The organism is Myxococcus sp. CA040A (assembly GCF_013336725.1).
In the GTDB taxonomy this organism is placed as follows: Bacteria; Myxococcota; Myxococcia; order Myxococcales; family Myxococcaceae; genus Myxococcus; species Myxococcus llanfairpwllgwyngyllgogerychwyrndrobwllllantysiliogogogochensis.
Window position 1 is genome coordinate 244,720 of the sequence record NZ_JABUMR010000007.1, and the last position, 23,558, is coordinate 268,277.

At 69.7% G+C, this 23,558-nt stretch carries 20 protein-coding genes; 12 read left to right on the top strand and 8 right to left on the bottom strand.

What is annotated here, in order from left to right; translation table 11 throughout:
• Positions 1 to 112 precede the first annotated feature (112 nt).
• Positions 113 to 1,159 carry a polysaccharide lyase gene (locus tag HUA75_RS31015; RefSeq protein ID WP_174488446.1) on the top strand — a complete coding sequence of 349 codons (1,047 nt, stop codon included), beginning with the start codon at positions 113 to 115 and terminating at the stop codon, positions 1,157 to 1,159.
• A 114-nt stretch (positions 1,160 to 1,273) separates the two neighbouring features.
• Here HUA75_RS31015 and HUA75_RS31020 read toward each other — a convergent pair whose 3' ends face one another.
• The 3 genes from HUA75_RS31020 to HUA75_RS31030 form a co-directional block, all read right to left on the bottom strand.
• Positions 1,274 to 2,815 carry a DHA2 family efflux MFS transporter permease subunit gene (locus tag HUA75_RS31020; RefSeq protein WP_141643474.1) on the bottom strand — a complete coding sequence of 514 codons (1,542 nt, stop codon included), beginning with the start codon at positions 2,813 to 2,815 and terminating at the stop codon, positions 1,274 to 1,276.
• Between the two features lie 2 nt (positions 2,816 to 2,817).
• Positions 2,818 to 4,065 (bottom strand): HlyD family secretion protein, encoded by a 1,248-nt coding sequence (locus HUA75_RS31025; protein WP_141643473.1) that lies wholly within the window; start codon positions 4,063 to 4,065, stop codon positions 2,818 to 2,820.
• A 107-nt stretch (positions 4,066 to 4,172) separates the two neighbouring features.
• Positions 4,173 to 4,697: a MarR family winged helix-turn-helix transcriptional regulator gene (locus HUA75_RS31030; protein WP_141643472.1), complete on the bottom strand. Its 525-nt coding sequence runs from the start codon at positions 4,695 to 4,697 to the stop codon at positions 4,173 to 4,175.
• A gap of 165 nt (positions 4,698 to 4,862) precedes the next feature.
• On the opposite strand from HUA75_RS31030, the gene HUA75_RS31035 reads away from it, so the two are divergent.
• Both HUA75_RS31035 and HUA75_RS31040 read left to right on the top strand, forming a co-directional pair.
• The gene (locus tag HUA75_RS31035; protein WP_174454476.1) at positions 4,863 to 5,096 is read left to right on the top strand and encodes a hypothetical protein; all 234 of its coding nucleotides are present in this window, start codon (positions 4,863 to 4,865) and stop codon (positions 5,094 to 5,096) included.
• A 38-nt stretch (positions 5,097 to 5,134) separates the two neighbouring features.
• Complete coding sequence (locus HUA75_RS31040; RefSeq protein ID WP_174488447.1) at positions 5,135 to 5,701, top strand: metal-dependent hydrolase; 567 nt, start codon at positions 5,135 to 5,137, stop codon at positions 5,699 to 5,701.
• On the opposite strand, the gene HUA75_RS31045 is transcribed toward HUA75_RS31040, so the two are convergent.
• Together HUA75_RS31045 and HUA75_RS31050 are read right to left on the bottom strand one after the other, a co-directional pair.
• Positions 5,692 to 6,786 carry a lipopolysaccharide assembly protein LapB gene (locus HUA75_RS31045; protein WP_174488448.1) on the bottom strand — a complete coding sequence of 365 codons (1,095 nt, stop codon included), beginning with the start codon at positions 6,784 to 6,786 and terminating at the stop codon, positions 5,692 to 5,694. The two genes, HUA75_RS31040 and HUA75_RS31045, sit on opposite strands and share 10 nt — an antisense overlap.
• Before the next feature lie 12 nt (positions 6,787 to 6,798).
• The gene (locus HUA75_RS31050; RefSeq protein ID WP_174488449.1) at positions 6,799 to 7,992 is read right to left on the bottom strand and encodes a D-Ala-D-Ala carboxypeptidase family metallohydrolase; all 1,194 of its coding nucleotides are present in this window, start codon (positions 7,990 to 7,992) and stop codon (positions 6,799 to 6,801) included.
• A gap of 347 nt (positions 7,993 to 8,339) precedes the next feature.
• Between HUA75_RS31050 and cobT the strand changes: the two genes are divergently transcribed.
• The 4 genes from cobT (at position 8,340) to HUA75_RS31070 (ending at position 12,235) form a co-directional block, all read left to right on the top strand.
• Positions 8,340 to 9,401, top strand: a complete 1,062-nt coding sequence (gene cobT / locus HUA75_RS31055) for a nicotinate-nucleotide--dimethylbenzimidazole phosphoribosyltransferase (protein WP_174454474.1) — start codon at positions 8,340 to 8,342, stop codon at positions 9,399 to 9,401.
• A gap of 51 nt (positions 9,402 to 9,452) precedes the next feature.
• Positions 9,453 to 10,193 (top strand): adenosylcobinamide-GDP ribazoletransferase, encoded by a 741-nt coding sequence (gene cobS / locus HUA75_RS31060; RefSeq protein ID WP_141643466.1) that lies wholly within the window; start codon positions 9,453 to 9,455, stop codon positions 10,191 to 10,193.
• A gap of 30 nt (positions 10,194 to 10,223) precedes the next feature.
• Complete coding sequence (locus HUA75_RS31065; RefSeq protein ID WP_174488450.1) at positions 10,224 to 10,844, top strand: histidine phosphatase family protein; 621 nt, start codon at positions 10,224 to 10,226, stop codon at positions 10,842 to 10,844.
• Positions 10,845 to 10,975: 131 nt separating this feature from the next.
• Positions 10,976 to 12,235, top strand: a complete 1,260-nt coding sequence (locus tag HUA75_RS31070) for a cytochrome P450 (protein WP_174488451.1) — start codon at positions 10,976 to 10,978, stop codon at positions 12,233 to 12,235.
• A 5-nt stretch (positions 12,236 to 12,240) separates the two neighbouring features.
• Here the strand turns inward: HUA75_RS31070 and HUA75_RS31075 are convergent, their stop codons facing one another.
• From HUA75_RS31075 to HUA75_RS31085, 3 genes are read right to left on the bottom strand one after another with little or no spacing between them, the layout of a single operon-like run.
• Entirely contained in the window at positions 12,241 to 13,182 is a 942-nt protein-coding gene (locus tag HUA75_RS31075) for an iron ABC transporter permease (protein ID WP_141643463.1), read from the bottom strand.
• The gene (locus HUA75_RS31080; RefSeq protein WP_174488452.1) at positions 13,179 to 13,973 is read right to left on the bottom strand and encodes an ABC transporter ATP-binding protein; all 795 of its coding nucleotides are present in this window, start codon (positions 13,971 to 13,973) and stop codon (positions 13,179 to 13,181) included. Before HUA75_RS31080 ends, HUA75_RS31075 begins: the two co-directional genes overlap by 4 nt.
• Positions 13,970 to 14,836 (bottom strand): ABC transporter substrate-binding protein, encoded by an 867-nt coding sequence (locus HUA75_RS31085; protein ID WP_141643461.1) that lies wholly within the window; start codon positions 14,834 to 14,836, stop codon positions 13,970 to 13,972. The genes HUA75_RS31080 and HUA75_RS31085 overlap by 4 nt, the downstream gene beginning before the upstream one ends.
• Before the next feature lie 62 nt (positions 14,837 to 14,898).
• Between HUA75_RS31085 and HUA75_RS31090 the strand changes: the two genes are divergently transcribed.
• From HUA75_RS31090 to HUA75_RS31110, 5 genes are all read left to right on the top strand, one after another.
• Complete coding sequence (locus HUA75_RS31090; RefSeq protein ID WP_174459795.1) at positions 14,899 to 16,371, top strand: cobyric acid synthase; 1,473 nt, start codon at positions 14,899 to 14,901, stop codon at positions 16,369 to 16,371.
• A gap of 65 nt (positions 16,372 to 16,436) precedes the next feature.
• The gene (locus HUA75_RS31095) at positions 16,437 to 17,705 is read left to right on the top strand and encodes a hypothetical protein (protein ID WP_174488453.1); all 1,269 of its coding nucleotides are present in this window, start codon (positions 16,437 to 16,439) and stop codon (positions 17,703 to 17,705) included.
• A gap of 9 nt (positions 17,706 to 17,714) precedes the next feature.
• A complete protein-coding gene (locus tag HUA75_RS31100) occupies positions 17,715 to 19,835 on the top strand; it encodes a carbamoyltransferase C-terminal domain-containing protein (RefSeq protein ID WP_174488454.1) in 2,121 nt (706 codons plus the stop codon).
• On the top strand, positions 19,832 to 21,805 hold the full coding sequence (locus tag HUA75_RS31105; protein ID WP_371746232.1) for a TonB-dependent receptor plug domain-containing protein: 1,974 nt from the start codon (positions 19,832 to 19,834) through the stop codon (positions 21,803 to 21,805). Before HUA75_RS31100 ends, HUA75_RS31105 begins: the two co-directional genes overlap by 4 nt.
• Positions 21,802 to 23,421, top strand: a complete 1,620-nt coding sequence (locus HUA75_RS31110) for an MXAN_6577-like cysteine-rich protein (RefSeq protein ID WP_174488455.1) — start codon at positions 21,802 to 21,804, stop codon at positions 23,419 to 23,421. The genes HUA75_RS31105 and HUA75_RS31110 overlap by 4 nt, the downstream gene beginning before the upstream one ends.
• Positions 23,422 to 23,558: the final 137 nt, after the last annotated feature.

Sequence of the window (23,558 nt, forward strand, 5' to 3'; positions counted from 1 at the left end):
GGGCGAACGGACGAGGGCGCGCACCCCTGGGGGTTGGCAGCCAGTCATGAGCGGGAAGTAGCACGCCCGGCCGGGTGTCCCCATGCGCCAACCCGGAATGAAAGGACCTCGTTTGACCGCATTCCTTCGACTCGCCGCCCTGGTGTTGCTGGTTCCCTCACTCGCCTCCGCGGAGGTGGTGTGGAAGGGCGACTTCGAGACCGGAAACATTTCGCAGTGGACGCGCTCGCAGAGCGTCTCCAACAGCCGTCTTCAAGTGGTGACGGACATGGTGCGCGAAGGCCGCTATGCCCTGAAGGCCACCGTGCGCCAGGGCGATGACCCCATCGGAGCCAGCGGCAATCGCAACGAGTTGCTCTACATCAGTGAGGAGAAGGCGGGCTCCACGTACTTCTACAAGTGGAGCACGCTGTTCCCGAAGGACTACCCCCTGTCGGACGGGTGGCAGGTCTTCGCGCAGTGGCACCAGGAGGGCTGCTGTGGCTCGCCCCCGCTGGAGTTCTTCGTGAAGGGCGACCAGATGTTCCTGCGCGTGGGCGGCTCCGAAGGTCCCATCCCCTGGCAGGGCCCGCTCTCCCGGGGCTCGTGGCACGACTTCGTGCTCCAGGTGAAGTGGTCTTCCAACGCGAAGGTCGGCTTCGTGCAGCTCTGGCACAACGGCAAGCTGGCGCTGCCGAAGACGATGGGCGCCACGCAGTTCGGCAGCGAGATGAACTACCTGAAGCTCGGCCTGTACCGCGAGGACACCATCCAGCCCGAGGCGAGCGTGTACCACGATGGTTTCACCATGAGCACCGCGCTCGAGGACGTGATTCCCCCCGCGCCGGTGCCCGTGCCGGAGCCGACTCCCACGCCGACGCCCGTTCCGGAGCCGACTCCCACGCCGACGCCGGACCCCACGCCCACCCCCACCCCGACGCCCACTCCGCCTCCGGTCATCACCGTGCCCACGCTGCCTGGCACCGGCACGCCGAACGTCGGCGTGGTGAACAATCCTGGCGATGGCACCAACAACCCGATGTCCGACAGCGGCGCGCAGGGCTGTGGCGCGTCGGCCACGGGCGGCGCTCCGTTCGTCGCCGCCACCGCGCTCCTGGCCATGGCCACGCTGCTGAGCCGTCGTCGCAAGCCCGCGCAAGTCCGCGCCCCCCGGCGCTGAGATGAACCGGCGGACCTCTTCTCCGCCGCCTGGAAACACGAAAGCGGGTCCGTTCCTCGAGAGCGGACCCGCTTTTGTGTTTTCAGCGCGTGCGCGGCGCGAGCCGCCCGGACGTCAGTGAGCGCCCTCCACCTTCACGCCGGGATTGGCGCGCTGGAGGAGGAACACCAGCACCAGTGAACACGCGAAGATGGCGGTGAGCACGGTGAAGTTGGCGTTGAAGGCCCGCACCAGCGCCTGCATGTTGATGCGCTGGCTGAACAGGCCATAGGCGGCGGCCAGGGGGTCCGTCACCCGCGCGGCCACCGTGGCCTTGAGGGCGGCGAGCTGCTCCTGGGTCACCTGGCTGTACGGGTCCACGTGCGACGCGAGCGCCGTGGTGTTCACCTTCGTCAGCCGGTTGAGCGCGCTGCTCATCCACGCGGTGCCGATGGAGCCTCCCAATTCGCGCGTCAGGTTGAAGAGCCCCGCCGCGTTGCCGCGCTGGTCCGGACGCAGGTTGCTGAGCGCCATCACCGACAGCGGCACGAAGATGAAGCCCATGGAGCAGGCGCGGATGAAGACGGGTGTAATCAGCGCCGCCTCGTCCGCCGTGCTGCTCAAGTGGCCGTTGGTCCACAGCGAGAAGCACATGCCGACGATGCCCAGGCCCACCAGCCACCGCCCGTCCAGCTTGCCGCCGAACTTGCCGATGAGCGGCATCAACAACACCTGGATGAAGCTGCCCTTGAGGAACACCAGGCCGATGTCGAGCGCCGAGTAGTGCATCACCGTGCCGCAGAAGAGGCTGAAGAGGAACGAGCCTCCGAACAGCGCCGTCCCGACGAGGAAGTTCACCCCCGTGGCCGCCGCATAGGAGCGGTTGGCGAAGACCCTCAAATCCACCACCGGCTCGGGTGTCTCCAACTGGTGGACGATGAAGGTGATGAGCGCCACGCCCGCCACCACGGCGAGCACGGTGATTTTCATGCTGTCGAACCAGTCCTCGCGCGTGCCCTCCTCCAGCACGAACTGGAGCGCCGCCATGCCCACCGCGAGCAGGGCGATTCCCCACCGGTCCACGCGGGCCGTGGAGGGCGCGAAGTCCTCCTGCTTGATGTGACGCCACGCCATGAACGCGGCGAACAGGCCCACCGGCAGGTTGATGAGGAATATCCAGTGCCAGCTCGCCACCTCGATGAGCATGCCGCCCACCGTGGGCCCCAGGAGCGGCCCCGTCACCGCGCCCAAGCCGAAGAGCGCGCCGGCCATGCCGTGCTCCTTCTGTGGATAGCGCGCGAAGAGGATGGCCTGCGACGTGGGGATGATGGCGCCACCCCCCATGCCCTGGAGGATGCGGAAGGCCACCAGCGACGGCAGGTCCCACGCGAGGCCACACAGCACGCTGGCCGCGGTGAAGATGAGGATGGACGCGGTGAAGTAGCGCCGGAAACCAAAGCGCCGCTGGAGCCAGCCCGTCATCGGGATGACCACCACGTTCGCCATCATGTAGCCGGTGGACACCCAGGCAATCTGGTCCAACGGCGTGCCGAAGCTCGCGCGGATGTCGCTGAGCGCGACGTTGACGATGGAGATGTCCAGCACGGACATCAGCGCCGCGGCCATGGCGGCGATGGTGATGCCGGCCTTGGAGCCGGTGATGACGTCGCCCTTCACGACTAGTTGCTCCTCGTGTCCACGGTGACGACGGCGCTCATGCCCGGCTTGAGCGCCACCTGCGACTCACCGTCGAAGCGGATGAGCACGGGGATGCGCTGCACCACCTTCACGAAGTTGCCGGACGCGTTGTCCGGAGGCAGCAGCGCGAAGCGCGCTCCGCTGGCGCCGGCCAGGCTGTCCACGTGGCCCTTGAAGGCGTGGCTCCCAAAGGCATCCACCTCCACCTCCACCGGCTGGCCCGCCTTCATCTCGCCCACCTGGTCCTCCTTGAAGTTGGCCACCACCCACACGTCGTCCTGCGGCACCACCGCCATCAGCGGACGCTCCGGGCCCACCATCTGCCCCACCTCCACCGTGCGACGGCTCACCACGCCGTCCACCGGCGCGCGCACCTTCGTGTAGGAGACGGCCAGCTCCGCCAGGTGCAGCGCCGCCTGGGCCTGCTTGAGCTTCGCGTCGGACAGCTTCACCGCCGCCTGCGCCGCCTGCACCTGCACCGGCCCCGTCTCCGCGGCGGCCAGCTTCCCCTGCGCCGTCTCCAGCCCACCGGAGGAGCCCTGCACCCCCGCCTGCGTGGAGGTCAGCCGCGCGCGCGCCACGTCCAGCAGCGCCTTCGCCTGGTCATACGCGGACTGCCGCGCGTCCAGGTCCGCCTGCGTCACCGCACCCTCCGCCTTCAGCGTCTTCACCCGCGTCATGTCCGCGTCCGCCAGCTTGAAGCGGGCCTCGGCCGCCGCCACGTCCGCGTGCGACTGGTCCAGCGCCGCCTTGGACGAGCTGATGCCGCTGTTCGCCTGCACCACGCCGCCGCGCGCCTGGCGCAGGTTGGCGCCGGCGTTGACCTCCGTGAGCGCCAGCTGCGACTGGGCGTTGGACGCCTGGGCCTCCGCGCTCAGCACGTCCGCGCGGGCCACCTCCAGCTTCGCGTCCAGGTCCGTGGAGTCCAGCTCGACGAGGACGTCGCCGGCCTTCACCGCCTGGTTGTCGCTCACCCGCACCTTGGCGACCATGCCGGAGACGCGCGGCGACACGTTGGCGATGCGGCCTTCCACCTGCGCGTCATCCGTGGACTCGTGGCCTCGCGTCAGCACCCAGCGGGCGCCACCTCCCACCAGCGCCAGCGCGACGAGGGCGGGCAACACCTTCTTCGCTCGCGAGCGCGGCGCGGCGGGCTCCTTCACGACGGAGGGGAGGTTCTTCGGAACATCGTTGTCCTGCACATCCAGGGAGGGGGAAGCAGTGCTCATGGTGGTTCTCAAAGGTTCAGCGGGTCGATGATTTGGTGGCTAACCATCTGGACGCAGCGGCTCATCCGCCGAATCGGCAAAGGGGAATCAAGGGTTCAGGGGGTGGCTCACGGCTCCCGGAAGGCCGGGATGCCGGTGGAGACCTTGGCCAGCAGCTCGCGCAGGGTGACGCGTTCCTGCTCGTTCAACGGAGACATGAGCGCGGCGACGCGGCGGTAGTGCTCGGGGAGCATGCCTTCGAGCAGTTGCCGGGCCTTCGGCGTGAGGTGCACGGTGTACATGCGGCGGTCTTCCGGGTGGTCCTCCCGGGAGATGAGGCCGTCCTTCTCCAGCGTGTCGAGCAGGCCCGTCATGGTGGCGCGGCTCACACACGAGTTCTCCGCCAGCTCCGCCGGCGTGAGCCCTCGGCCGTCCTCCGCCTCGCTGGTGGAGAACAGCCGGACGAGCACGGTGAAGCGCCCCTTCGACAGCCCGTGTCGCGCCAGGCTGGCGTCGTAGGCGTCGGATAAATCGTTCGACAGGCGCAGCAGGGTGATGCACGTCTCCAGGCCGCTCGTGTCGAGCTGCGGGAAGCGCCGCGCCAGTCGCTGCAACCGCTCGAAGCGGGTGATGGGAGGAGGACTCACGCTCATCTCGATGCGCGGCGAAAAGATGCCGCCCCCAACTCGTAAGGCCCCTAACTAGTGGGCGCAATAGAAATCTGCGGGAGGGCGCCAGAAAGAGACAGGCAGGGCTGCTCGCCTGCCCGGGGAGTGAAGGCGAATCCCCAAGGGCCACGCGCACCGTTATGAAGGGGTGTGCTCGACGTGAAGGACCCCACCGTGCAGGAGGCGCTGCGCCGTGCTTCCGAGGAGGCCGGGCTGCCGGACTCCCTGCGCAGCTGCGTGTATGGCCTGCTCAGGGACCCGGAGGGGGACTGGTCCCCCTGCTGCGGTGGAGGCTGCCAGCCGTGCTCGGCCACGCTGGCGGACGTGGCGGTGCGGACGCTGGAGCTGTTGGGCACACCCCGTCGCTCGCCCGTGCCCACGTGAGCGCGGGGACGCGCCGCTGACGTAGGCTCCGGGGCTTCATGAATCCCCTCGTCCATGCGGAGTTCTCGTGGCTGGCGGCGCAGGGGCTGCGCGAGCGAAGAGACCGCATCCTGGTCACCTGCGCGGGCCTGGCCCCGGACCTGGATGGGCTCACGCTGCTGGGGGGCGAGGAGCTGTACGTGCGCTATCACCACGTGCTGTTCCACGGCTACGTGGGGGCGCTCCTCACCGCCGCGGTGTGCATGGGGCTGGCGCGACAACGGCTGCGCGTGGGGCTGCTCGCGTTGGGGACCTTCCACCTGCACCTGCTCTGCGACCTCGCGGGCAGCGGACCGGGGTGGCCCATCTACTACTACTGGCCCACCAGCTTCCGGGAGTGGTTCTGGCAGGGGCAGTGGAACCTCTCCTCGTGGCAGAACGCGGTCATCGGCCTCATCACCACGCTGGCGTGTTTCGCGTGCGCGCTGCGCTGGCGGCGGACCTTCGTCGAACTGCTGTCCCCGCGCTGGGACGCGGAGGTGACGAAGACCTTGCGGCGGCGCTTCCTCGGGGAACGCGAGGCGCCCGCACCCGGGAGCGCCGGGCGAAGTGGCCCTCACGGCTGATGGCAGTCGCGCCGCAGCGCCTCCACCTGGTCCTGCGGCATGGCCCGCACGGTGGTGGGCGCGAGCTCGCGGAAGCGCTCGCACTTCTCCTTCGCATCGGGCTCCTGCTCCAGGGTCTGCGTGGCCACCTGCGCGGCCTGCGCCGGCTCGCCCTTGCTCTGATAGAGGCGCTCCAGCATGACGTGGGTCGCCTCGGGCTTCGGGTTCTCTTCCAGTTGTCGCTTCGCGGCGACAATCGCCTCGTCGACCCGCCCCTGGCGCTCCAGCTCCGCCGCCTGCTCGAGTGACGCGGTCTCCGTGCAGTAGGGGAGCAGCTCCTTCACCTTCTTCGACAGCTCCGCCTTCTGCGCGTACAGCTTCGGGTCCGCGGACCGCCAGACCTCGCAGCGCGTGGCACGACGCTCGCCTTGCATGAGTGTCGACACCCGCTCGGTCACCTGGGCCGCGTCCTTCGGGCGTCCCGCGCCCTCCAACTGCTTCGCGAAGTCCAGGTGCGCGAGCGCATCACTCGAGTCGCGATAGGGGCTCACCTCCAGGTGCTTCTGGTAGCTGCGCACCGCCGCGTCCACCTCCCCCACCGACAGCTCCGTGCGCGCCAGCTCCCGGTTGGCCTGCGGATGGACCGGGTTGAGCTCCACCGTGCGTCGCAACAGCGGCAGTCGCTGCGCCTCGTCCTTCTGTCGAAGGCTCAGCTCCCAGTAGGGCCTGGCATCCTTCGAGCCCAGCTCCACCTGCCGCTGGTAGATGTCCAGCGAGCGCTGCCGCAAGTCCCCCCGGGAGCGCCCCTGCGGTGACTCGCGAAACGACGTGTTCCAGTACGCCTGCGCCAACGCGAGCTGCACGTCCTGCTGGTTCGGGTTCTCGTTCGCCGCTTCCTCCAGCAGGGCGATGGCCCTCGCGCAGCGCGCCTTGTCGAAGCCATCCGAGGGACAGTCCCGCTGCGCCAACCGGATGCCCTCCTTCGCCGTGGGTGACAGCGTGGCGGGCGTCGCCACCGAGGGCTTGGGCGCCGCGGACGACGGGACTTGTGCCAACACGGGCGTGAGCAACCCCCACACCGCGACGAGTAGAACCTTCGCGCTCATCTGCCCTCCTTGCTACCGCTGGATGTGGACGTGGTCCGCCGCCGGGTCATTGCAGTCGAGGAACGTCACCGGCCCGTTCTCCGTGAAGCTGTCTTCCTCGCCCACCACCCGGATGCCCGCGAGTTCCACCAGACACATGAGCTGCCGCGCATCCCTGCCGGGCACCACCATGGAGCGCGGGTCGATGTCGAGCGCGCGTCCCCGGGTGTGACGGCTGTTGATGGAGCCCGAGCCGATGAACCGGTTGCGCTGCGGATTGCGGAACGCGCTGGTGATGAAGGGCTCCACGCTCACCGTCGCGACGCGGTTGTTCGCGGTGGTGTCCGCCCGCCGGTTCGGCCCGGCGAGGATGGGCCCCGCGCACAGGCCGCCCACCCGGAGTCCCGCGCACACGTCATCGCCGCTCGGCGTGGTGTCTCCCAGGGGCCCGAGCATCAGCACCGACCCCCCAGACGACACGACCACCGTCGCGGGGCTCCTCGTCACCGTGCCCACCGGCACCACCTGCACATCATCCTTGAGGAGCTTGTTCAGCTCGGCGTCCACGTCCTGAAGCAGCTTGTCCAGGTCGCCCGGCGTCTCCTCGGCGACGAGCGTGTAGTTGCCCCGGTTGAGCGTCGTGTTGCCCGGCACGCGGATGTTCGCCAGCGTCGGCTGGAAGTCCGTGTCGTAATCCACGTACTCCTGTCTCAGCGTGTCCGTCTCGTCCTGGCGGAGGAACGAGGACGGCGGCAGCTTCACCTCCAGCCCGCGGCCATCCTCCAGGTCGAGCACGCCCAACACCTCGTACTCGAGCGGAGGGTTGGGGTCCCGGCTGCCCGCCACCGACTGCGCGGACTTGCCTCGGAACGTCAGCTCGGCGCCTGTCGCCGTGGCGAGCTCCGCGGGCCCGGTGCGCGTGCCCACCGGCGTCACCGTCCACTTGATGCGGTCCACCAACCCCGCCTCGCCGCCCGTGACGCGCGCGCGGACCACCAGCTCCTCGCTCGTCACGAACGACGTGCGCGGAGGCGTTTCCTCGCGGCGCGTGAAGGCCTCGATGATGGCCAGCGACACCGGCTCACCCCCTTCCGGCGTGGTGACTTCCACCAGGGGCGGAGGCTCTCCACTGCCCCCCGTGCCCGTCGGGTCCGACTCGCTCCCGCACTTGCAGCTCGCGACGAACGCCACCAGCGCCAGCCCCCACCACCGTGCCTTCCTGTTCATGAGCGCCTCCCCCCGCCGCCCTGAGCTCGGGACAGCCGTACAGCGGCCCGCGCACTTTCACCCGCGCCGCGCCGCGTGCCAGGGACACACGCCTCGGCGCTGTCACTGACCCGACGCGCCGGAATCCAATCCCTCACTGCTCGACGATGCGCCCGCCTCGAAGGGCACCCCTCGTCGCACGGTCTCCCAGCCCTCGAAGGCACACCGCCCGTGGCCTCCACGACAGGACGCGCGTGCGGGGTTGTGTCCACCACCATGCAGCACCGCGCCCTCGGACCGGCCCGCGGCCATTGCCTCGCGGCACCGCGCACGCCTAGCTTGAAGGGGTTTCCCTCGAAGGGGGCCCCATGCCTGCGTACCGTGACGTGCTCGCCAGGATTCCCGAACCTGACGCCGAGGCAGGGAGCCAGTGCCAGGGCCTGCTGGACATGAAGACGAAGCCCCAGGGCAGCCTGGGCCGCCTGGAGGAGCTGGCGTGTCAGTGGGCCACGCTGCGCGGTGAGCCCGCGCCCGCGATGCCGCGCAAGGGGCTGGTGGTGATGGCGGCGGACCACGGCGTGACGGAGGAAGGCGTGAGCGCCTACCCCGCGGAGGTCACCGCGCAGATGGTGGCCAACTTCGCCCGAGGCGGCGCCGCCATCAACGTGCTGGCCCGACAGCACGGCGTGCGCGTGGAGGTCGTCGACATGGGCGTGCGCGTGCCCGTGGAGGGACTGGAGGGCGTGCGCATGCACAGCCAGGGCCCCGGTACGGCCAACCTGGCCCGAGGGCCGGCTATGTCGCGCAAGACGGCCGAGGAGGCCCTGAGCGTGGGCGCGCTCCTGGCGTTGGAACTGGCGGACTCGGGCGTGACGCTGCTGGGCCTGGGCGACATGGGCATTGGCAACACCACCGCGTCGGCGGCGCTCACGTGCGTGCTCGCGGGCGTGTCACCGGACATGGCCACCGGACGAGGCACGGGCGTGGACGACGCGGGCCTCACGCGCAAGGTGGAGGTGGTGCGCCGCGCGCTCGCGGTGAACAAGCCGGACGCGGCGGACCCGCTGGACGTGCTCGCCAAGGTGGGCGGCTTTGAAATCGCGGGACTGGCCGGCGCGGCGCTGGGCGCGGCCTCGCGGCGGGTGCCCGTCATGCTGGATGGCTTCATCTCCTCGGTCGCCGGGCTGGTGGCGGCCCGACTGTGTCCCAAGGTGATGCCCTTCCTGCTCGCCAGTCACATGTCGCGCGAGGCGGGCCACCGCCGGGTGCTGGAGGCCCTGCGCCTGCGGCCCCTGCTCGACCTGGGCCTGCGCCTGGGCGAGGGCACGGGCGCCGTGCTCGCGATGGGGCTGATGGACAGCAGCATGCACATCCTGCACGAGATGGCGACGTTCGCCTCGGCGGGCGTCGCGGAGAAGAGCCGGCGCTGAGGCTCGCTCCTCCGGCCAAAACGTGGCAGGAGTCGCGACACCCGAGCCCCCATGAAGCGACTCCTCGCCGGCATCGCCTTCCTCAGTCGCATCCCCGTCCCCGGGGCGGCCACCTTCGACGCCGCCGACGTGGGCCGCGCGACGCTGTGCTTCCCCCTGGTGGGCGCCCTGCTCGCCGCCCTGCTCGTCGGCGTGCGCTTCGCGCTCTACCCGCTGCTGCCGTCGATGGTGACGGCGTATCTGCTGCTCGCCGTCTACGCGCTGCTCACCGGCGCTCTGCACCTGGACGGGCTGGCGGACATGGCGGACGGCTTCGGCGGCGGGCGCACCAAGGAGGACGTGCTGCGCATCATGAGAGACCACGTCATTGGCGCGTATGGAGGTGTCGCGCTGTTGCTGACCGTGGGCCTCAAGGCCAGCGCCCTGGCGGCGCTGCTGGAGCGCGGGCAGGCGGACGCCGCGCTGGTCGTGGCGCTGGCGCTGGGCCGCTGGGGCTCCGTCCCTCAAGGCTGGCTGCTTCCCTATGCGCGGCGAAGCGGGGGCATCGGCATGGCCATCACCGACTATGTGGGCCGCGTCGAAGTCATCGGCGCCACGGTGCTGGCGCTCGGCTTCGCGCTGGGCCTGATGGGCTGGCGAGGGGGCGTGGCCCTGGTGATGGTGGCCGTCGTATCCGCGCTCCAGGGCCTCTGGTGCCGGAAGAAAATCGATGGCATCACCGGCGATACCATGGGAGCCAACACCGAGGTCTGCGAGGCGCTGGTGCTCGTGCTCGCGCTGGCACTCGGTTGAAGTGAAGCGAGCATAGGGAACGGACGCGGCATGGACTGGCGAATACCGAGCGGCGTGACGCGCATGATTCTGCTGCGGCACGGCAAGCCCTCCGAGGAGATGAAGGGCCGTTGCTACGGACGGCTCGACGTGGGCCTCGCGCCGGAGGGGCACGCCCAGGCGGAGCGCGCCGCGAGCCTGCTGGCCAGTGCGGACCTCCAGGGCCTCTATTCGAGCCCTCGCCGCCGAGCCCTCGATACGGCGAAGCGCGTGGCGGAGGGACGCGGCCTGGACATCCGCGTGGAGGAGGCCTTCCGCGAAATCGACTTCGGACTCTTCGAGGGCCTCACCTACGAGGAGGCCGAGCGCCAGTTTCCGGAGGTGTACGCGGAATGGATGGCGCACCCCGAGCGGGTGCGGTTTCCAGAGGGAGAGACCTTCTCGGAGATGCGCGAGCGCGTCCGTGCGGGGGGCCGAGCCCTGCGCGCGCGACATGTCGGACAGTGCTTCGCCCTGGTGTCGCATGGAGGCGTCAACCGCACCCTCCTCGCCGAGTCGCTGGGCATGGCGGACAAACATCTGTTCCGCCTGGACCAGGTCCACGCCGCCGTGAATGTCATCGACTTCTATGGCGATGAGCCCGTGGTGAAGTTGACGAACGCGGCGCCGTGACACAGCGGGCCAGCCCCCCGGGGCCCTCGGCTTGACCCGTTTTGTCCGCGAGGCGTAGCCTTTGCGATTCACGGCGCGGCGCTGTGTCTGTCTTTCTCACATCGTCCATCCGCCGCACGGGGGACCGTCCCATGGAGAGCGACCCGCGAGGCGAAGCCGACAGGCCTCCCAGCGCCCCCGGGGCCCGTGAGACGCACTGCCTCAATCCCTTCTCAGCCGAGTCACGGGGCAATCCCTACGCCGTCTATGAGCAGCTCCTCCAGCGGCCCGCCTGCTGGAACCCCGAGCTCCGGTTGTGGCTGTTCTCCCGCCACGCGGACTGCGTGGAGGTGCTCTCCCATCCGCGCTTCAGCCGGAACATCACGGGCGCCAGGGAGAGCCGCCCCGAGGACTTCCCTTCGCCTCCGGAGGCGCTCGCGGCGCTGTCCGCCATGCACCGTCAGTGGTTCCTGTTGATGGACCCGCCGGACCACACGCGCCTGCGCGCCGTGACGAAGCGCGCGCTGGGTCCACGCATGAAGGAGCTGTCCCTGCACGTCCAGGCCACGGTGGAGGCGCTCCTCTTCCGCGCGCGGCAGAAAGGAGAGCTGGACATCATCGCGGACCTGGCCGCGCCCCTGGCCCGGACGACGCTGCGCTGGCTCGTGGGCGCCGACGAGCTGGACTCGGACCTGTACCAGCGCTGGGCGCTCGCGCTCGCGCGCTGTGGAGACGCCTCCGCGCCGCTGGCCGTGAGAGAGGCCGCCAGCGCCGCCACCCGCGAGGTGACCCAGAGCCTCCAGGCCTCCGTCACCCGGCGCAGGCAGTCGCGTCGCGGCGATGTCCTCGGGCTGCTGGTGGCCGCGCAGGAGGACGAGCAGGCGCTGAGCGAGGAGGAGCTGCTGCCCACCTGCATGCTCCTGCTCTTCGGAGGCTACGACACGTCCGTCAACCTCATCGGCAACGGAGTGCTCGCGCTGATGGAGCACCGCGCGCAATGGGAGGCGCTGTGTGCCAAGCCCTCGCGCCTCAAGGGGACGGTGGAGGAGCTGTTGCGCTTCGACACGCCGTTGCAGCTCTGCTCGCGCATGGCCCAGGAGGACGTGGAGGTGGGCGGCGCCGCCGTGCGCGCGGGCGAGTGGGCCTGGGTGTTGCTGGGCGCGGCGAATCGGGACCCGAGGCGCTTCGAGCAACCCGACACGCTCGACATCCAACGCCCGGACCTCCAGCACATCGCCTTCGGCCATGGCATCCACCAGTGCGTCGGGGCGGCGCTCGCGCGCATGGAGGCCCAGGGCGTGCTGGGCATGCTGGCCAGGGACCTGCCTGGACTGCGACTGGTACCCGGCGCGTGGAAGCGGCGCGACACCGCCGTGTTCCGAGGCCTCACCTCACTGCCCTGCCAGGGCTGAGCGGCTCAGGACGACTTGCGCGCCACCAGGTAGATGAGGAGCGGCGTGCCCAGGGCCGCCGTCACCAGGCCCACGGGAGTCTCCCTTCCTGGAAGGATGATGCGGGCCACCGCGTCGCAGAGCACGAGGAAGCTGGCGCCCACCACCACCGAGCACGGCAGCAGCACGCGCCGACTCACGCCCAGCACCCGCCGGACGATGTGGGGGACGATGAGCTCCACGAAGGCGATGGGACCGCACCACGCGACACAGCCCGCCACGCCCAGCGCCCCCAGGCCGATGGAGGCCATGCGGACCGCGCGCACGTTGACGCCCTGCGATTCGGCGTGCTCCTCACCGGAGATGAACACCTCCAGCGCCCTCGTGAGCGTCAGCAGGCCCACCACCGACACCGCGGCGATGGGCAACAACATCACGATGTTCTGATAGCCCACCTGCGGCAGGTGGCCCATGGTCCACCGCATGGCCGTGAGCAGCTCGGCGGAGTCCGCGGAGAACTGCACGCCCGTGGAGATGGCACCCGCCGCCATGGAGAAGGCGATGCCCGCGAGGACCAGGTCATTCATCCGCACGTTGCGCCCCGCCGCGATGGCGGCCACCAGCAGACTGACCCCCAGCGCGCCCGCGAAGGCGGCGCCGGTGATGAGCGGCAGGCCCCACAGCGCGGTGCGCGCGCCCAGGACGATGGCCACCAGCGCGCCCAGCGTGGCGCCGGCCGTGGTGCCAATGGTGCTCGGCGCGGCGAGCGGGTTGGAGAAGAGGGACTGGTACACCGCGCCCACCAGCGACAGCGTGCCTCCCACCACCAGCGCCATCAACGTCCGGGGGATGCGCAGCTGCCAGAGGATGAAGTCGCGCGCGTCCGGAGGCATGGGCGGCCCGACGAAGGGCGCCACGGCGACCACGAGCGCGCACACCGCCAGCATCACCACCAGTCGCGTCCTCATTCCCCACGCTCCAGGGACATGCCCACGAACACCCGGCGGTTCTCGACTTCGACGCCTCGCATCCGCACGGAGAACACCCGGCCCAGGTGTTCACCCAGGTCCGGGGCGTCGTAGTGCGACTCGAAGGCGATGCGACCCTTCGACAAGCCCAGCACCCGAATCCGTCCCTCGCTGCCCGCGCGCATCGCATGGGCGAGCACGTTGATGTCGTGGGTGATGCACAGCACGCCCAGCCCCGAGCGCCACATCTGCCCCACGAGCGCATACAGCTCCAACTGCTGGGCCGGGTCCAGGAAGTTGGCGGGTTCGTCCAGCAACACCAGGGGCGCTTCCTGAGCGAGCAGCGCCGCCACCGCGACGCGCTGCTGCTCTCCGCCGGACAGCTCGGTGATGGGCCGCGAGGCGAGGGCTTCCGCCTGCACGCGGGCGAGCGCCACGAGCGCGGATTCCTCCGAGCGACGGTGGGACTCCTTGAAGCGGTAGCGCGCGGCGGCCACGTGCTCCAGCGCGGTGATGGGCTCGGACACCTGGACGCGCTGGGGCAGCCACGCGAGGAACGCGGCGCGCTCCCGGGGGGAGAGGGCTCCCACGTCGCCGCCATTCACGGTGACTCGGCCCGCGTCGGGGCGCTGAAGGCCGAGCGCCACGCGCATCAGCGTCGTCTTGCCCGCGCCATTGGGTCCCACCACGGCGACGAAATCTCCCGGTGCGACGCGGAGGGACACATCCTCCAGCAACGCCCGCTCACCCTTGCGCACCGTCGCCCCGGAGACCTCCAGAAGAGACGTCATGGGGTCTTCGTGTCGAAGCGCAGCGCGGCCTGGAGCTGCTCCACCACGTCCAGGATGCGAGGGCCGGTGGACTGCACGCCCGGGCCCGCGACCAGCTTCACCCGCCCCTGCTTCACCGCGCGCAGCACCGTCAGTTGCTTCCACGGGGCGAGCTGTCGCGCCTCCTCTTCCGGCGTCAGGCGGGGGCCCTCCACCAGCACCAGGATGATGTCCGGGTCCAACGTCATGAGCTGCTCGACGGAGACGTTGGGCGGGCCCGCGGGGTCCTCGGCGACGGCGTTGCGCGCGCCCGCCGCTTCCAGGGCCGCGCCGTGAAGAGAGCCCTTGCGGATGTACCAGATGCTGGTGAGCGCGGCCTCCGGGTCGCCAATCACCAGGAGCACCCGGGGCGCGTCCGGCGGGGGCTTGCGCTTCAGCGTCGTCTCCACCTTCTGGGCGAGCTTCGTGGCCGCGTCCTCGCGCCCCGTCTGGCGGCCCAGCTCGCGAATCCCGTTCGCCACATCGTCGACGGAGAGCCAGGGCAGCACCTTCACCGGGGCGAGCGCGGACAGTGAGCCCGCGGGGGCCTGCTTCACCTGCTCATCGATGATGAGGGTGGGCTTGAGGCGGGCAATGGCCTCGTAGTTGGGCGACAGCGTGGAGCCCACCTTGGGCACGGATGCCGTCTCGGAGGGCCAGGAGGCCCAGTCGGAGAGGCCCACCACCTGCTCACCCGCACCCAGCGCGTAGAGCGTCTCCGTGATTCCGGGCGACAGCGAGACGATTCGCCGCGTCCCCGCCTCCGGAGCCGGCGCGGAGCGCTGGCAGCCGACCAGGAGCGAGAGGGAGACGACGAGCAGGGAGAGGGAGCGCGCGACGGACATGAGCAGCAGGGAACCCGTGAGAGGTTGACGCCTTATAGTGCACGCGCGCCAGGAGGCCCGCCATGCCGAAGCACCCTCACCTCATGATTCAAGGCACGGGCTCCCACGTGGGGAAGACCACGCTGGTCGCCGGCCTGTGCCGTCTGTACGCAAACAAAGGGCTGCGCGTGGCCCCCTTCAAGTCGCAGAACATGTCCCTCAACTCCTTCGTCACGGAGGAGAACGAGGAAATCGCCCGGGCCACGGCGGTGCAGTCCTTCGCGGCGAGGCAGCGGCCCATCGTCCACATGAACCCGCTGCTGCTCAAGCCCAAGTCGGACAGCGTCAGCCAGCTCATCATCCACGGCCGGCCGCACCAGGACGTCGACGCGCGCGAGTACTTCCTCTCCGACACGCACCGCGCGCTCAAGCTGTCCGCCATCCAGGAGTCCATCGACCACCTGACGCGCCACTACGACCTGGTCATCGCGGAAGGCGCGGGGAGCTGCGCGGAGCCCAACCTGCGTCCGTTCGACGTGGTGAACATGGAGGTGGCCCATCGGCTGGATGCGCGCGTGTACCTGGCGGTGGACATCGACAAGGGCGGCATCGCGGCGGAGCTGCTCGGCACGTTGCGGGTGCTGGAGCTGGTGGCGCCCGAGGACTGCGAGCGCATCGCCGGGTTCATCATCAACAAGTTCCGAGGAGACCGGCAGGTCCTCCAGCCCGCCGTCGACTTCATCGAGCACCACGCGAAGCGGCCCGTCGTCGGGGTGATGCCCTACCTCTCCTTGGCGCTGGAGGAAGAGGACCGCGTCCAGCCCCGGATGCACGGGGCGCCTGAAATCGACGTGGCGGTGCTCTACCTGCCGCACATCTCCAACAGCACCGACTTCGACTATCTCCAGGAGGAGCCCCACGTGCGCGTGCGCTTCGTGCGCTCCGTGGACCAGCTCGGCGCGCCGGACGCCATCATCGTTCCCGGCACCAAGAACACGGTGGGAGACCTGCTCCACCTGCGGCGCATCGGCTTCGAGCGGGTGCTCCAGGACTTGAGCACCACCACGCCCATCGTCGGCATCTGCGGGGGCTTTCAGATGCTGGGGCGCGAGCTGCTCGACGAGGGCCGCCGCGAGTCCGAGCACGGCAGCACCACGGGGCTGGGGTTGTTGGACATCGACGTGGAGTTCCTCCCTGGCAAGACGGTCTTCAATCGTCACTACACGCCGACGCCCGACAACCCCTTCGCGAGCGCGGGCGAGGTGTCAGGGTATGAGATTCACTCCGGACTCGTCAGGTATGCGAGCGCGAGGCCGCTGTACGCCCATGCGGGCGGAGTCGATGGCGCCGTGCATGAGCGACTGCCCATCTTCGGCACGTTCATCCATGACCTGTTCAAGAATCCCCGACTCAGTCGGGCATTCATCAACACGTTGCGCCAGCGCAAGGGATTGCCAGTCCTGACAGCGCCCCTGTGCAACCATGACACCCGTCGGGAGGAAAGTTATAATCGCCTCGCAGCCGCCTTGGCCGAGCACATGACAACATTTGCCTGACTCCATCCTGCCGAGGGGGGCGCTTGGGGATTCCCGACTGAAGCGCATGTAGGAGGAGGCTCAACATGAAGCTCGATGGATTCGTTCGCGTCCTGCCACGACTGGTGCTGCTGTTTGTCATGGCCTGTCAGCACGATGCCCATGCCCAGGAACAGGCCCAGGCCGGCACCGCCGACAGCAACCTCGCCGCCCAGGTGCTCACACCCGTTGGCACCACGTATCCCTACACCCAGCAGTTGCAGTGGTTGGACTCGGGCCGATTCATCGTCGGACGTCTGGATGGCTCCATGACGTTCTTCCGCCCTCCGGGCCCCACCGAGTGGGGACCCATGCTCACCGATGTGCTGCGCACCCCCGCCAACCGGGGTGTGGAGATGATGGCCGTCCGCGACGAGCGGACCTTCGTCACCTCCAATGACAGCACCACCATCACCCTCTGGCGCGAGCGGGATACCGCGCTGCAAGAGGACGCGGAGCCCGCGCACCTGGACAGGCTTCCTCGCGCGTTCCGCTTCGAGAACTTCGCCTACGACGCGGACGTGGGCACCGCCAACAGCGGCGTCTTCGTCGTCCACGCGAATCGCGAGTATCTGGTGACGGGCCATGAGAATGGCTTCGTCCTCATCTGGAACGTCTCGCGCAACGGCCGCCAGCTCGCGGTGCTGAAGAAGCTCAACGTCCGCTCTCCCGACCCCATCCCCAGCCCCTTCCAGCTCTGGAACGTGCGCGACATCGTCGCGTGGCGCGACGGCATCGTCATCACCGGCGCCGAGGACGGAGACCTGGTGATGCTCCAGCTCCCCCAGGGCAACGTGCTCGCCCGCAAGCGCTACAACCCGGCCGCCCAGCGCGGCATCAACGGCCTGGCCATCCTCGATGACCACCTGGTCGCCGTGGCCTGCTCCGTGGGCCCGGCGGACAAGAACACGTGGCTCTTCCGCGTCCGCCCCGCCGAGTTCCAGTCCCAGGGCTCCGTGGACCTGAAGCAGAATCTGGCCCTGCCCCAGTCCTTCGCGTTCCGCGCCGCCATGGCCCGCGTCGGCGGCCAGCCGTACGTCTTCGCCACCACGCAGGAGGGCCTCTTGTGGACCGTCCTCGTCACCCCCGACGGCCAGCTCCAGGTCCAGGCCTCCAGCTCCGTGGACTTCCCCATCGGCGAGGCCATTGACTACAACCCGACCACGTCCCAGCTCGCGGCCGTGGGCGTGCTCGTCAACCTCTTCAACGTCGCCGCGCCCGCGCCCGCCACTCCCGCGCCTCGCAAGCAGGCGGTCCCCAAGGTGGCTCCGCCCCAGGCTCCTTCCTTGAGGCCCGAGCCCGCCCCGGCGAACTGAGGCATCGCCATGTCAGGCCACAGCGCTCCGTGGGTGCTGGGCATTGGCGCGTCGAACCACAACGGCGCCGCGTGTCTGCTGCGCGGCGACGAGCTGGTCGTGGCCATCCAGGAAGAACGCCTGCTGCGACGCAAGCGGGCGTGGATTCCTGGCGGCCTCGCGTCACTGTCGGTGCGCTACTGCCTGGAGCATGCGGGAATCCAACCCGAGGACTTGAGCCTCGTCGCGTGCTGCTCACTGATGGGGCCTCGCGGGCCCCTCTTCGACGTGCGGGCCAACCCCGACCTCGCCCTCGCCAGGACGGGGGTGCCCACGCTCACCCTCTCGCATCACCTGGGACACGCCGTCGGCGCCTTCGCCACGTCCGGCTTCGATGAGGCCCTCGTACTCGTCGCCGACGGCTTCGGCTCCAACGTCCAGGACCTGTCCGAAACGGAGCTGGCGGCGGTCGTCTCCGAGCGGCGAGGAGAAGAGACGCTCTCCGTCTACCGCGCGTCGCGCGACGGCTTCGTCCCGCTGGAGAAGCACCTGGGGACCTTCCTGGAGGTCACCGCCTCCGCGGAGCTGGAGCGCTTCCAGGGGATGCCGCGCTTCGGCAGTCTCGGCGGCCTGTACTCCGCCGTCGGGCGACAGCTCTTCTCCGATGTGCTCGAAGGTCCGGGCAAGGTCATGGGGCTGGCGCCCTACGGCGTTCCCGACATTCCCATCACCGACTTCTTCACCATCGTCGATGGACGGTTTGTCTTCTCCGACGCCGTGCCTCGGCGCTTCCCACACAACGAGCGATGGCCCGCGCGCCAGGAGGAGTATCGGAACCTGGCGGCCTCCGCCCAGGCGGCGCTGGAAGCCGGGCTGCTGCAAATCGTCCGACGCCTTCGCGCGAGCACATCCTGCGAAAGGCTCTGCTACGCGGGCGGTGTCGCGCTCAACAGCGTGGCGAACGAGCGGCTCTTCACGGAGGCGGGCTTCCGCGACGTCTACGTCATGCCCGCCGCCGAGGACAGCGGCACGGCCCTGGGCGCGGCGTATCACGGGCTCTGGCACCTGACAGGGCGAAAGTCGACTCGACGGCTCCAGCAGGACAGCGTGGGCAGGACCTACCCCTCCGCATGGGTGGACCGCGCCATCCAGGCGACTCCCGCTGTCGTGTCACGTCGGCTGCCCTCGGTGGTGCCCGCCGTCGCCGACCTGCTGGTGGAAGGAAAGATGCTCGGGTGGTTCCAGGGAGGCTCGGAGCTGGGCCCTCGCGCGCTCGGGCAGCGGAGCATTCTCTGCGACCCACGTCCCGGCGACATGAAGGACGTCCTCAACAGCCGGGTGAAGTTCCGCGAGGCGTTCCGTCCCTTCGCGCCCGCCATCCTCGCGGAGCATGCGCGCGAGTGGTTCGACCTCGACGACACAGCCTCCGACGACAGTCCCTTCATGCTCCGGGTGTGGCGCTTTCGCGAGGCCCAGCGTCATCGCGTCCCCGCCGTCGCCCACGTCAATGGCACGGGCCGCGTCCAGACGGTCCGCGCGGAGCACATCCCGCTGTTGCACGCGCTGCTCACGGCGTTCCACGCGCGCACCGGCGTGCCCATCCTGCTCAACACCTCCTTCAACGTCGCGGGAGAGCCCATCGTCGAGACACCCGAGGACGCCCTCTGGTGTCTGCTGTCCACGGGGCTCGACGGCTGCGTGCTCGGTGAGCACCTGGTGCTGAAGCAGGCGGCCTACGCTTCACTGCTGGACCTGGAGTTGCTCGTGCTCGGAGAGCGACTGGCGCCCGAGCCCTCCGGATTCACGGGTGAAACGGACCTGCGGCACCTGTTGAAGGAGCCCCTGGGCTTCGCTCTGGACGCGGAAGGTCGCGCCCTGGAGGATGCGCGCCAGATGACCGGCGGGTGGAGACATTGTGGCGCGTTCCGCGTGCGGACACCGTGGGGCACGGTGCTCCAGCTCGTCTCCCTCACGCTCTTGGAGCTGGTGACGAAGGTCGAGCCCGGCATGACGGGCTGGAAGTTGCTCGAGCGCGCCTCGCGAGAGGACTCCACGCTGGACGAAGCGCGGCTGCTGCGGATGCTCGGCTCGTTGCGCCGCGCCTCCATCCTCGGCTTCGGTCCGGGACTCGCTCCCGGTACAGGAGCGTGAAGACGGCACTCACGAGGTGGCTCTTGAGTCTGGCGCTGCTGGCGTGCGCGCCGGCATGGGCCCAATCCACCGAGGACGCGGGAACACCTCCCATGTCCGAGGTCATCGACGTGGTGGGCAAGGTGCCCGACCCCGAGCCGATGGACCGCGCGTCGCAACGAGACCCCAGCAGCGTCGTCACCGTCATCTCCGTGGAGGAGCGCGGCGGCACGGCCCGCGACACCGCCGAGGTGCTCGCCACCTCACCGGGTGTCGCCATCCAGGAGTCTGGCGGGTACGGACAGAGCAAGAGCCTGGTCGTCCGAGGAGCCTCGTCGAACGGGACGCTGGTGCTGCTCGACGGCATTCCCCTCAATGGCGCGGGGGGCAGCGCGGACCTGTCGCGCATCCCCCTGGCGCTCGCACGCGAGTTCGAGGTGCTGCGCGGAAGCGCGGGCGCGCGCTACGGCAGCGGTGGACTCGGCGGCGTGGTGAACATCGTCACCCGAAGTCCCGGCGACACGCTGAGCCTGTCCGGCGAAGTGAGCTATGGGAGCTGGGACACCGCGACGGGCTGGCTCGCCGCCACCGGCCCGCTGCTGGACAGTGAGCTGCTCCTGCTCGTGCACGGAGGCACCTCCTCCGGCGGCTTCTCCTACCCCTTCGACACCACGCCCACGTTGCCGGGAGACGCGCCCGAGACGCGGCGACGTGACAACAACGATGCACGCGGCGCGGGGGCATTGCTGCGCGTGCGGCACCGACTGGCCCCGGGCGTGGTGGTGGACGCGATGGGCGAGGGCTCACTGGAAGGTCGCGGGCTCGCGGGCACGGCGCAGAACCCCGTCGCGGATGCGCGGCAGTCCAGCCGCCGGGGCGTGCTGAGCCTGCGCGTGCTCGGCTCACTCGCGAACCGCGTCGATGTGTCGGCGCGCGCGCACTTCCGGCAGGAGCGCCTGGAGCTGTCGGGTGGCCCGGTGTCACAACAGGGCGTGCAGGTGCTGCGAGCCGGCGGAGGTGAGTTCGAGGGACGGCTGCCCCTGGGTGACTGGCACGTCGTTTCCGCGCTGGCGAGCGTGGGCGGAGAGGGCCTGTCCACGAACGGAGTCGCCACGCCGACGGAAGAGCGGACCTCCTGGCTGCGCGCCAGCGTCATGGCGATGGATGACGTCGCACTCCTCTCGGGGCGCCTTCACGTGACACCCTCGCTGCGACTGGAGCGCGTGGGCCCGTACACGCTGTGGTCACCCAAGCTGGGTGCCCGGGTGTCACTGCCCGCGCGCCTGGAGCTGCGCGCCAACGTGGGCCAGGCCCACCGCGCGCCTTCGTTGCTGGAGCTGTACGTGCGCCAGGGCACGCTGCTGCCGAACGCGGACCTGCGCGCCGAGCGGGCCGTTTCCGCGGACGTGGCCCTGGCGCACCGCACGGAGCGCTCACTCGTGTCCGTGGGAGGGTTCCACAGCCTCTACGAAGACCTCATCGCCTACGAGGCATATCCCCCGTTCGCCGCCAAGCCCTTCAACTTCGCCTCGGCGCGAGTCTCGGGACTGGAAGTGGACGCGGAAGCGCGGCCCACGTCGTTCCTGTCCGGCTCCCTGGCGTACACGCTGCTCGTCTCCCGCAACCTCCGGGATGACCCGCGCTACTACCTCAAGGAGATACCGCTCCGCCCGCGCCACACGCTGTCCGCGCGCGTGGCCGCGGGCCCCTCTTGGCTGACGGGACGCGTGGAGCTTCGGGCGCAGTCCTCGCAGCTGCGCAACCGCACCGGAGAGCTGATGCTGCCAGCGCGTGCGCTGCTGCATGCGGGGGTGTCCAGCACGGTGGGGCGCCGGCCCGCGCTGACGTTCTCCCTCGATTTCAAAAACGTCTTCGACACCTTCGTCGAGGACTTCGACGGCTATCCCCTGCCGGGCCGCGCCGTGCTCGCCTCCGTGGCGATGGCGCTCGACGTTTCTCCCTCTTCGCATCGAAAGGCGGACACCCCATGAATGCCGCGTCACTTCCTCCCGGGCGACACCTCGCTGCCCTGGTCTCACTGTTGTCGTGCCTGCTGCTGACGGGCTGCCCCGACGAAGGCGTCGTCTGTAGCGAGGGACTCTCCCGCTGCGGGGACACCTGCGTGGACCTCACCAGCGAGTCCGCGAACTGCGGCGAGTGTGGCAACACCTGCGGCACCGGACAGCTCTGCGCGCAGAGCGCGTGCCGCTGTCAGCAGGGCGCCACGGCCTGCGGCGGCGCCTGTGTCGATACCCAGTCCTCGCCCCAGCATTGCGGCGGCTGCGCGGGTGAAGGCGGCAAGGTTTGCCAACCCTTCGAGGTGTGCATGAACGGCGACTGCCAGGGAAGCTGCGCCGGGGGCATGCTTCAGTGCGGCAACGCGTGCATCAACGGGGAGGCCGACCCCAACAACTGTGGCGCCTGCGGCAACGTCTGCGGAGACGCCCGCAGTTGCCGGGGCAGCGTGTGCACCTATGACGTGGTGGCCACGTGCTTCAACACCGGGCAGGTGGTGGGCATCCAGTCCGGCTCGGACTTCAAGGGCCCGAACACCCTGGTGGCCTCGTCTCCGCAGAGCGCGGCGCGGATGCTGGACGTGCTGCTGGTGCTCGACTCCACGCGCAAGCTTGTCCAGGCGAAACTGAGCGACTACGGCGTGTTGCCCGCGAGCAACGACACGGGCCGCGCTCCCAACCAGGTCCTGGTCCAGGACCCGTACGTCTACATCCTCAACTCGTCCGACAACACGCTCCAGGTGCTCCGTCGCGAAGGAGACCCCCTGCCTCCCGGCCCCCCGGGCTCCCGCTTCCCCAACGGCATCACCTTCACCAACGTCGCGAGCGTGAGCTTCGGCGCCAACACCAATCCCTTCGCCATGACGAGGACGGGCACCCACGACCTCTGGGTCACGCTCTACGGCAACCTGCTGGGAGACCCGTCCGCCGGGGGCCGTGTGGTGCGCGTCTCACTGGCCAACAACGAACCCGCCGTGGTGGATACCATCGTGCTGCCCTCGGGGGCCGCGCTGAAGCCCTTCCCCGACAACACGACGCTGTCCACGCCCACCGGCATCACCGAACACCACGGCAAGCTGTACGTCACCCTCAACAACCTGAACCCCGTCACGTACAGCCCCGGCGGGCCTGGCCTGCTCGCACGCATCGACCCGACGAGCCGCGCGGTGGACCTCATCGACCTGGGCGACGGCTGCCTCAACCCGGGCTCCGTGGCTCCCGTGGGCGAGCAACTCCTCGTGAGCTGCGGCGGCAAGGCCGTCTATGACACCAACTTCAAGCTGCTGTCCGTGGAGCGCTCGGCGCTGGTGCTCCTCGACGCGCAGGACCGCGTGGTGTCCACCGCGCCCATCCAGTGCTCGCCGGGCATCGGCTCCTGTCCGATTCCGGCCGCCGGCCGCTTCGCCGTGGTGGGCAATCGCACCTACCTGGGCGACACCAACGGCGGGCGCATCTTCGTCCACGAGGTCGTGGGCAGCACGCTCGTCGAGCGCAGGGGACTCCTCGACACGTCGGAGCCCGCCATCGCCGCCTGCCCCGCGAGTGGCTTCTCGCTGGTCAGCGACGTGGTGGCCCTGCCCAAGGGGTTCTGAGGCGGGGGCACTTCGCCCCCACGGGGCAATGTGCCCCGGTCTCGGCGGGTCATCCCGCCCCGCCGAGACACCCTCCTCCGAGGCAAGCCGCTCCGAGCACCGCCCTGGCATGGCGGATGCTCTAGACCTCCGTGTGA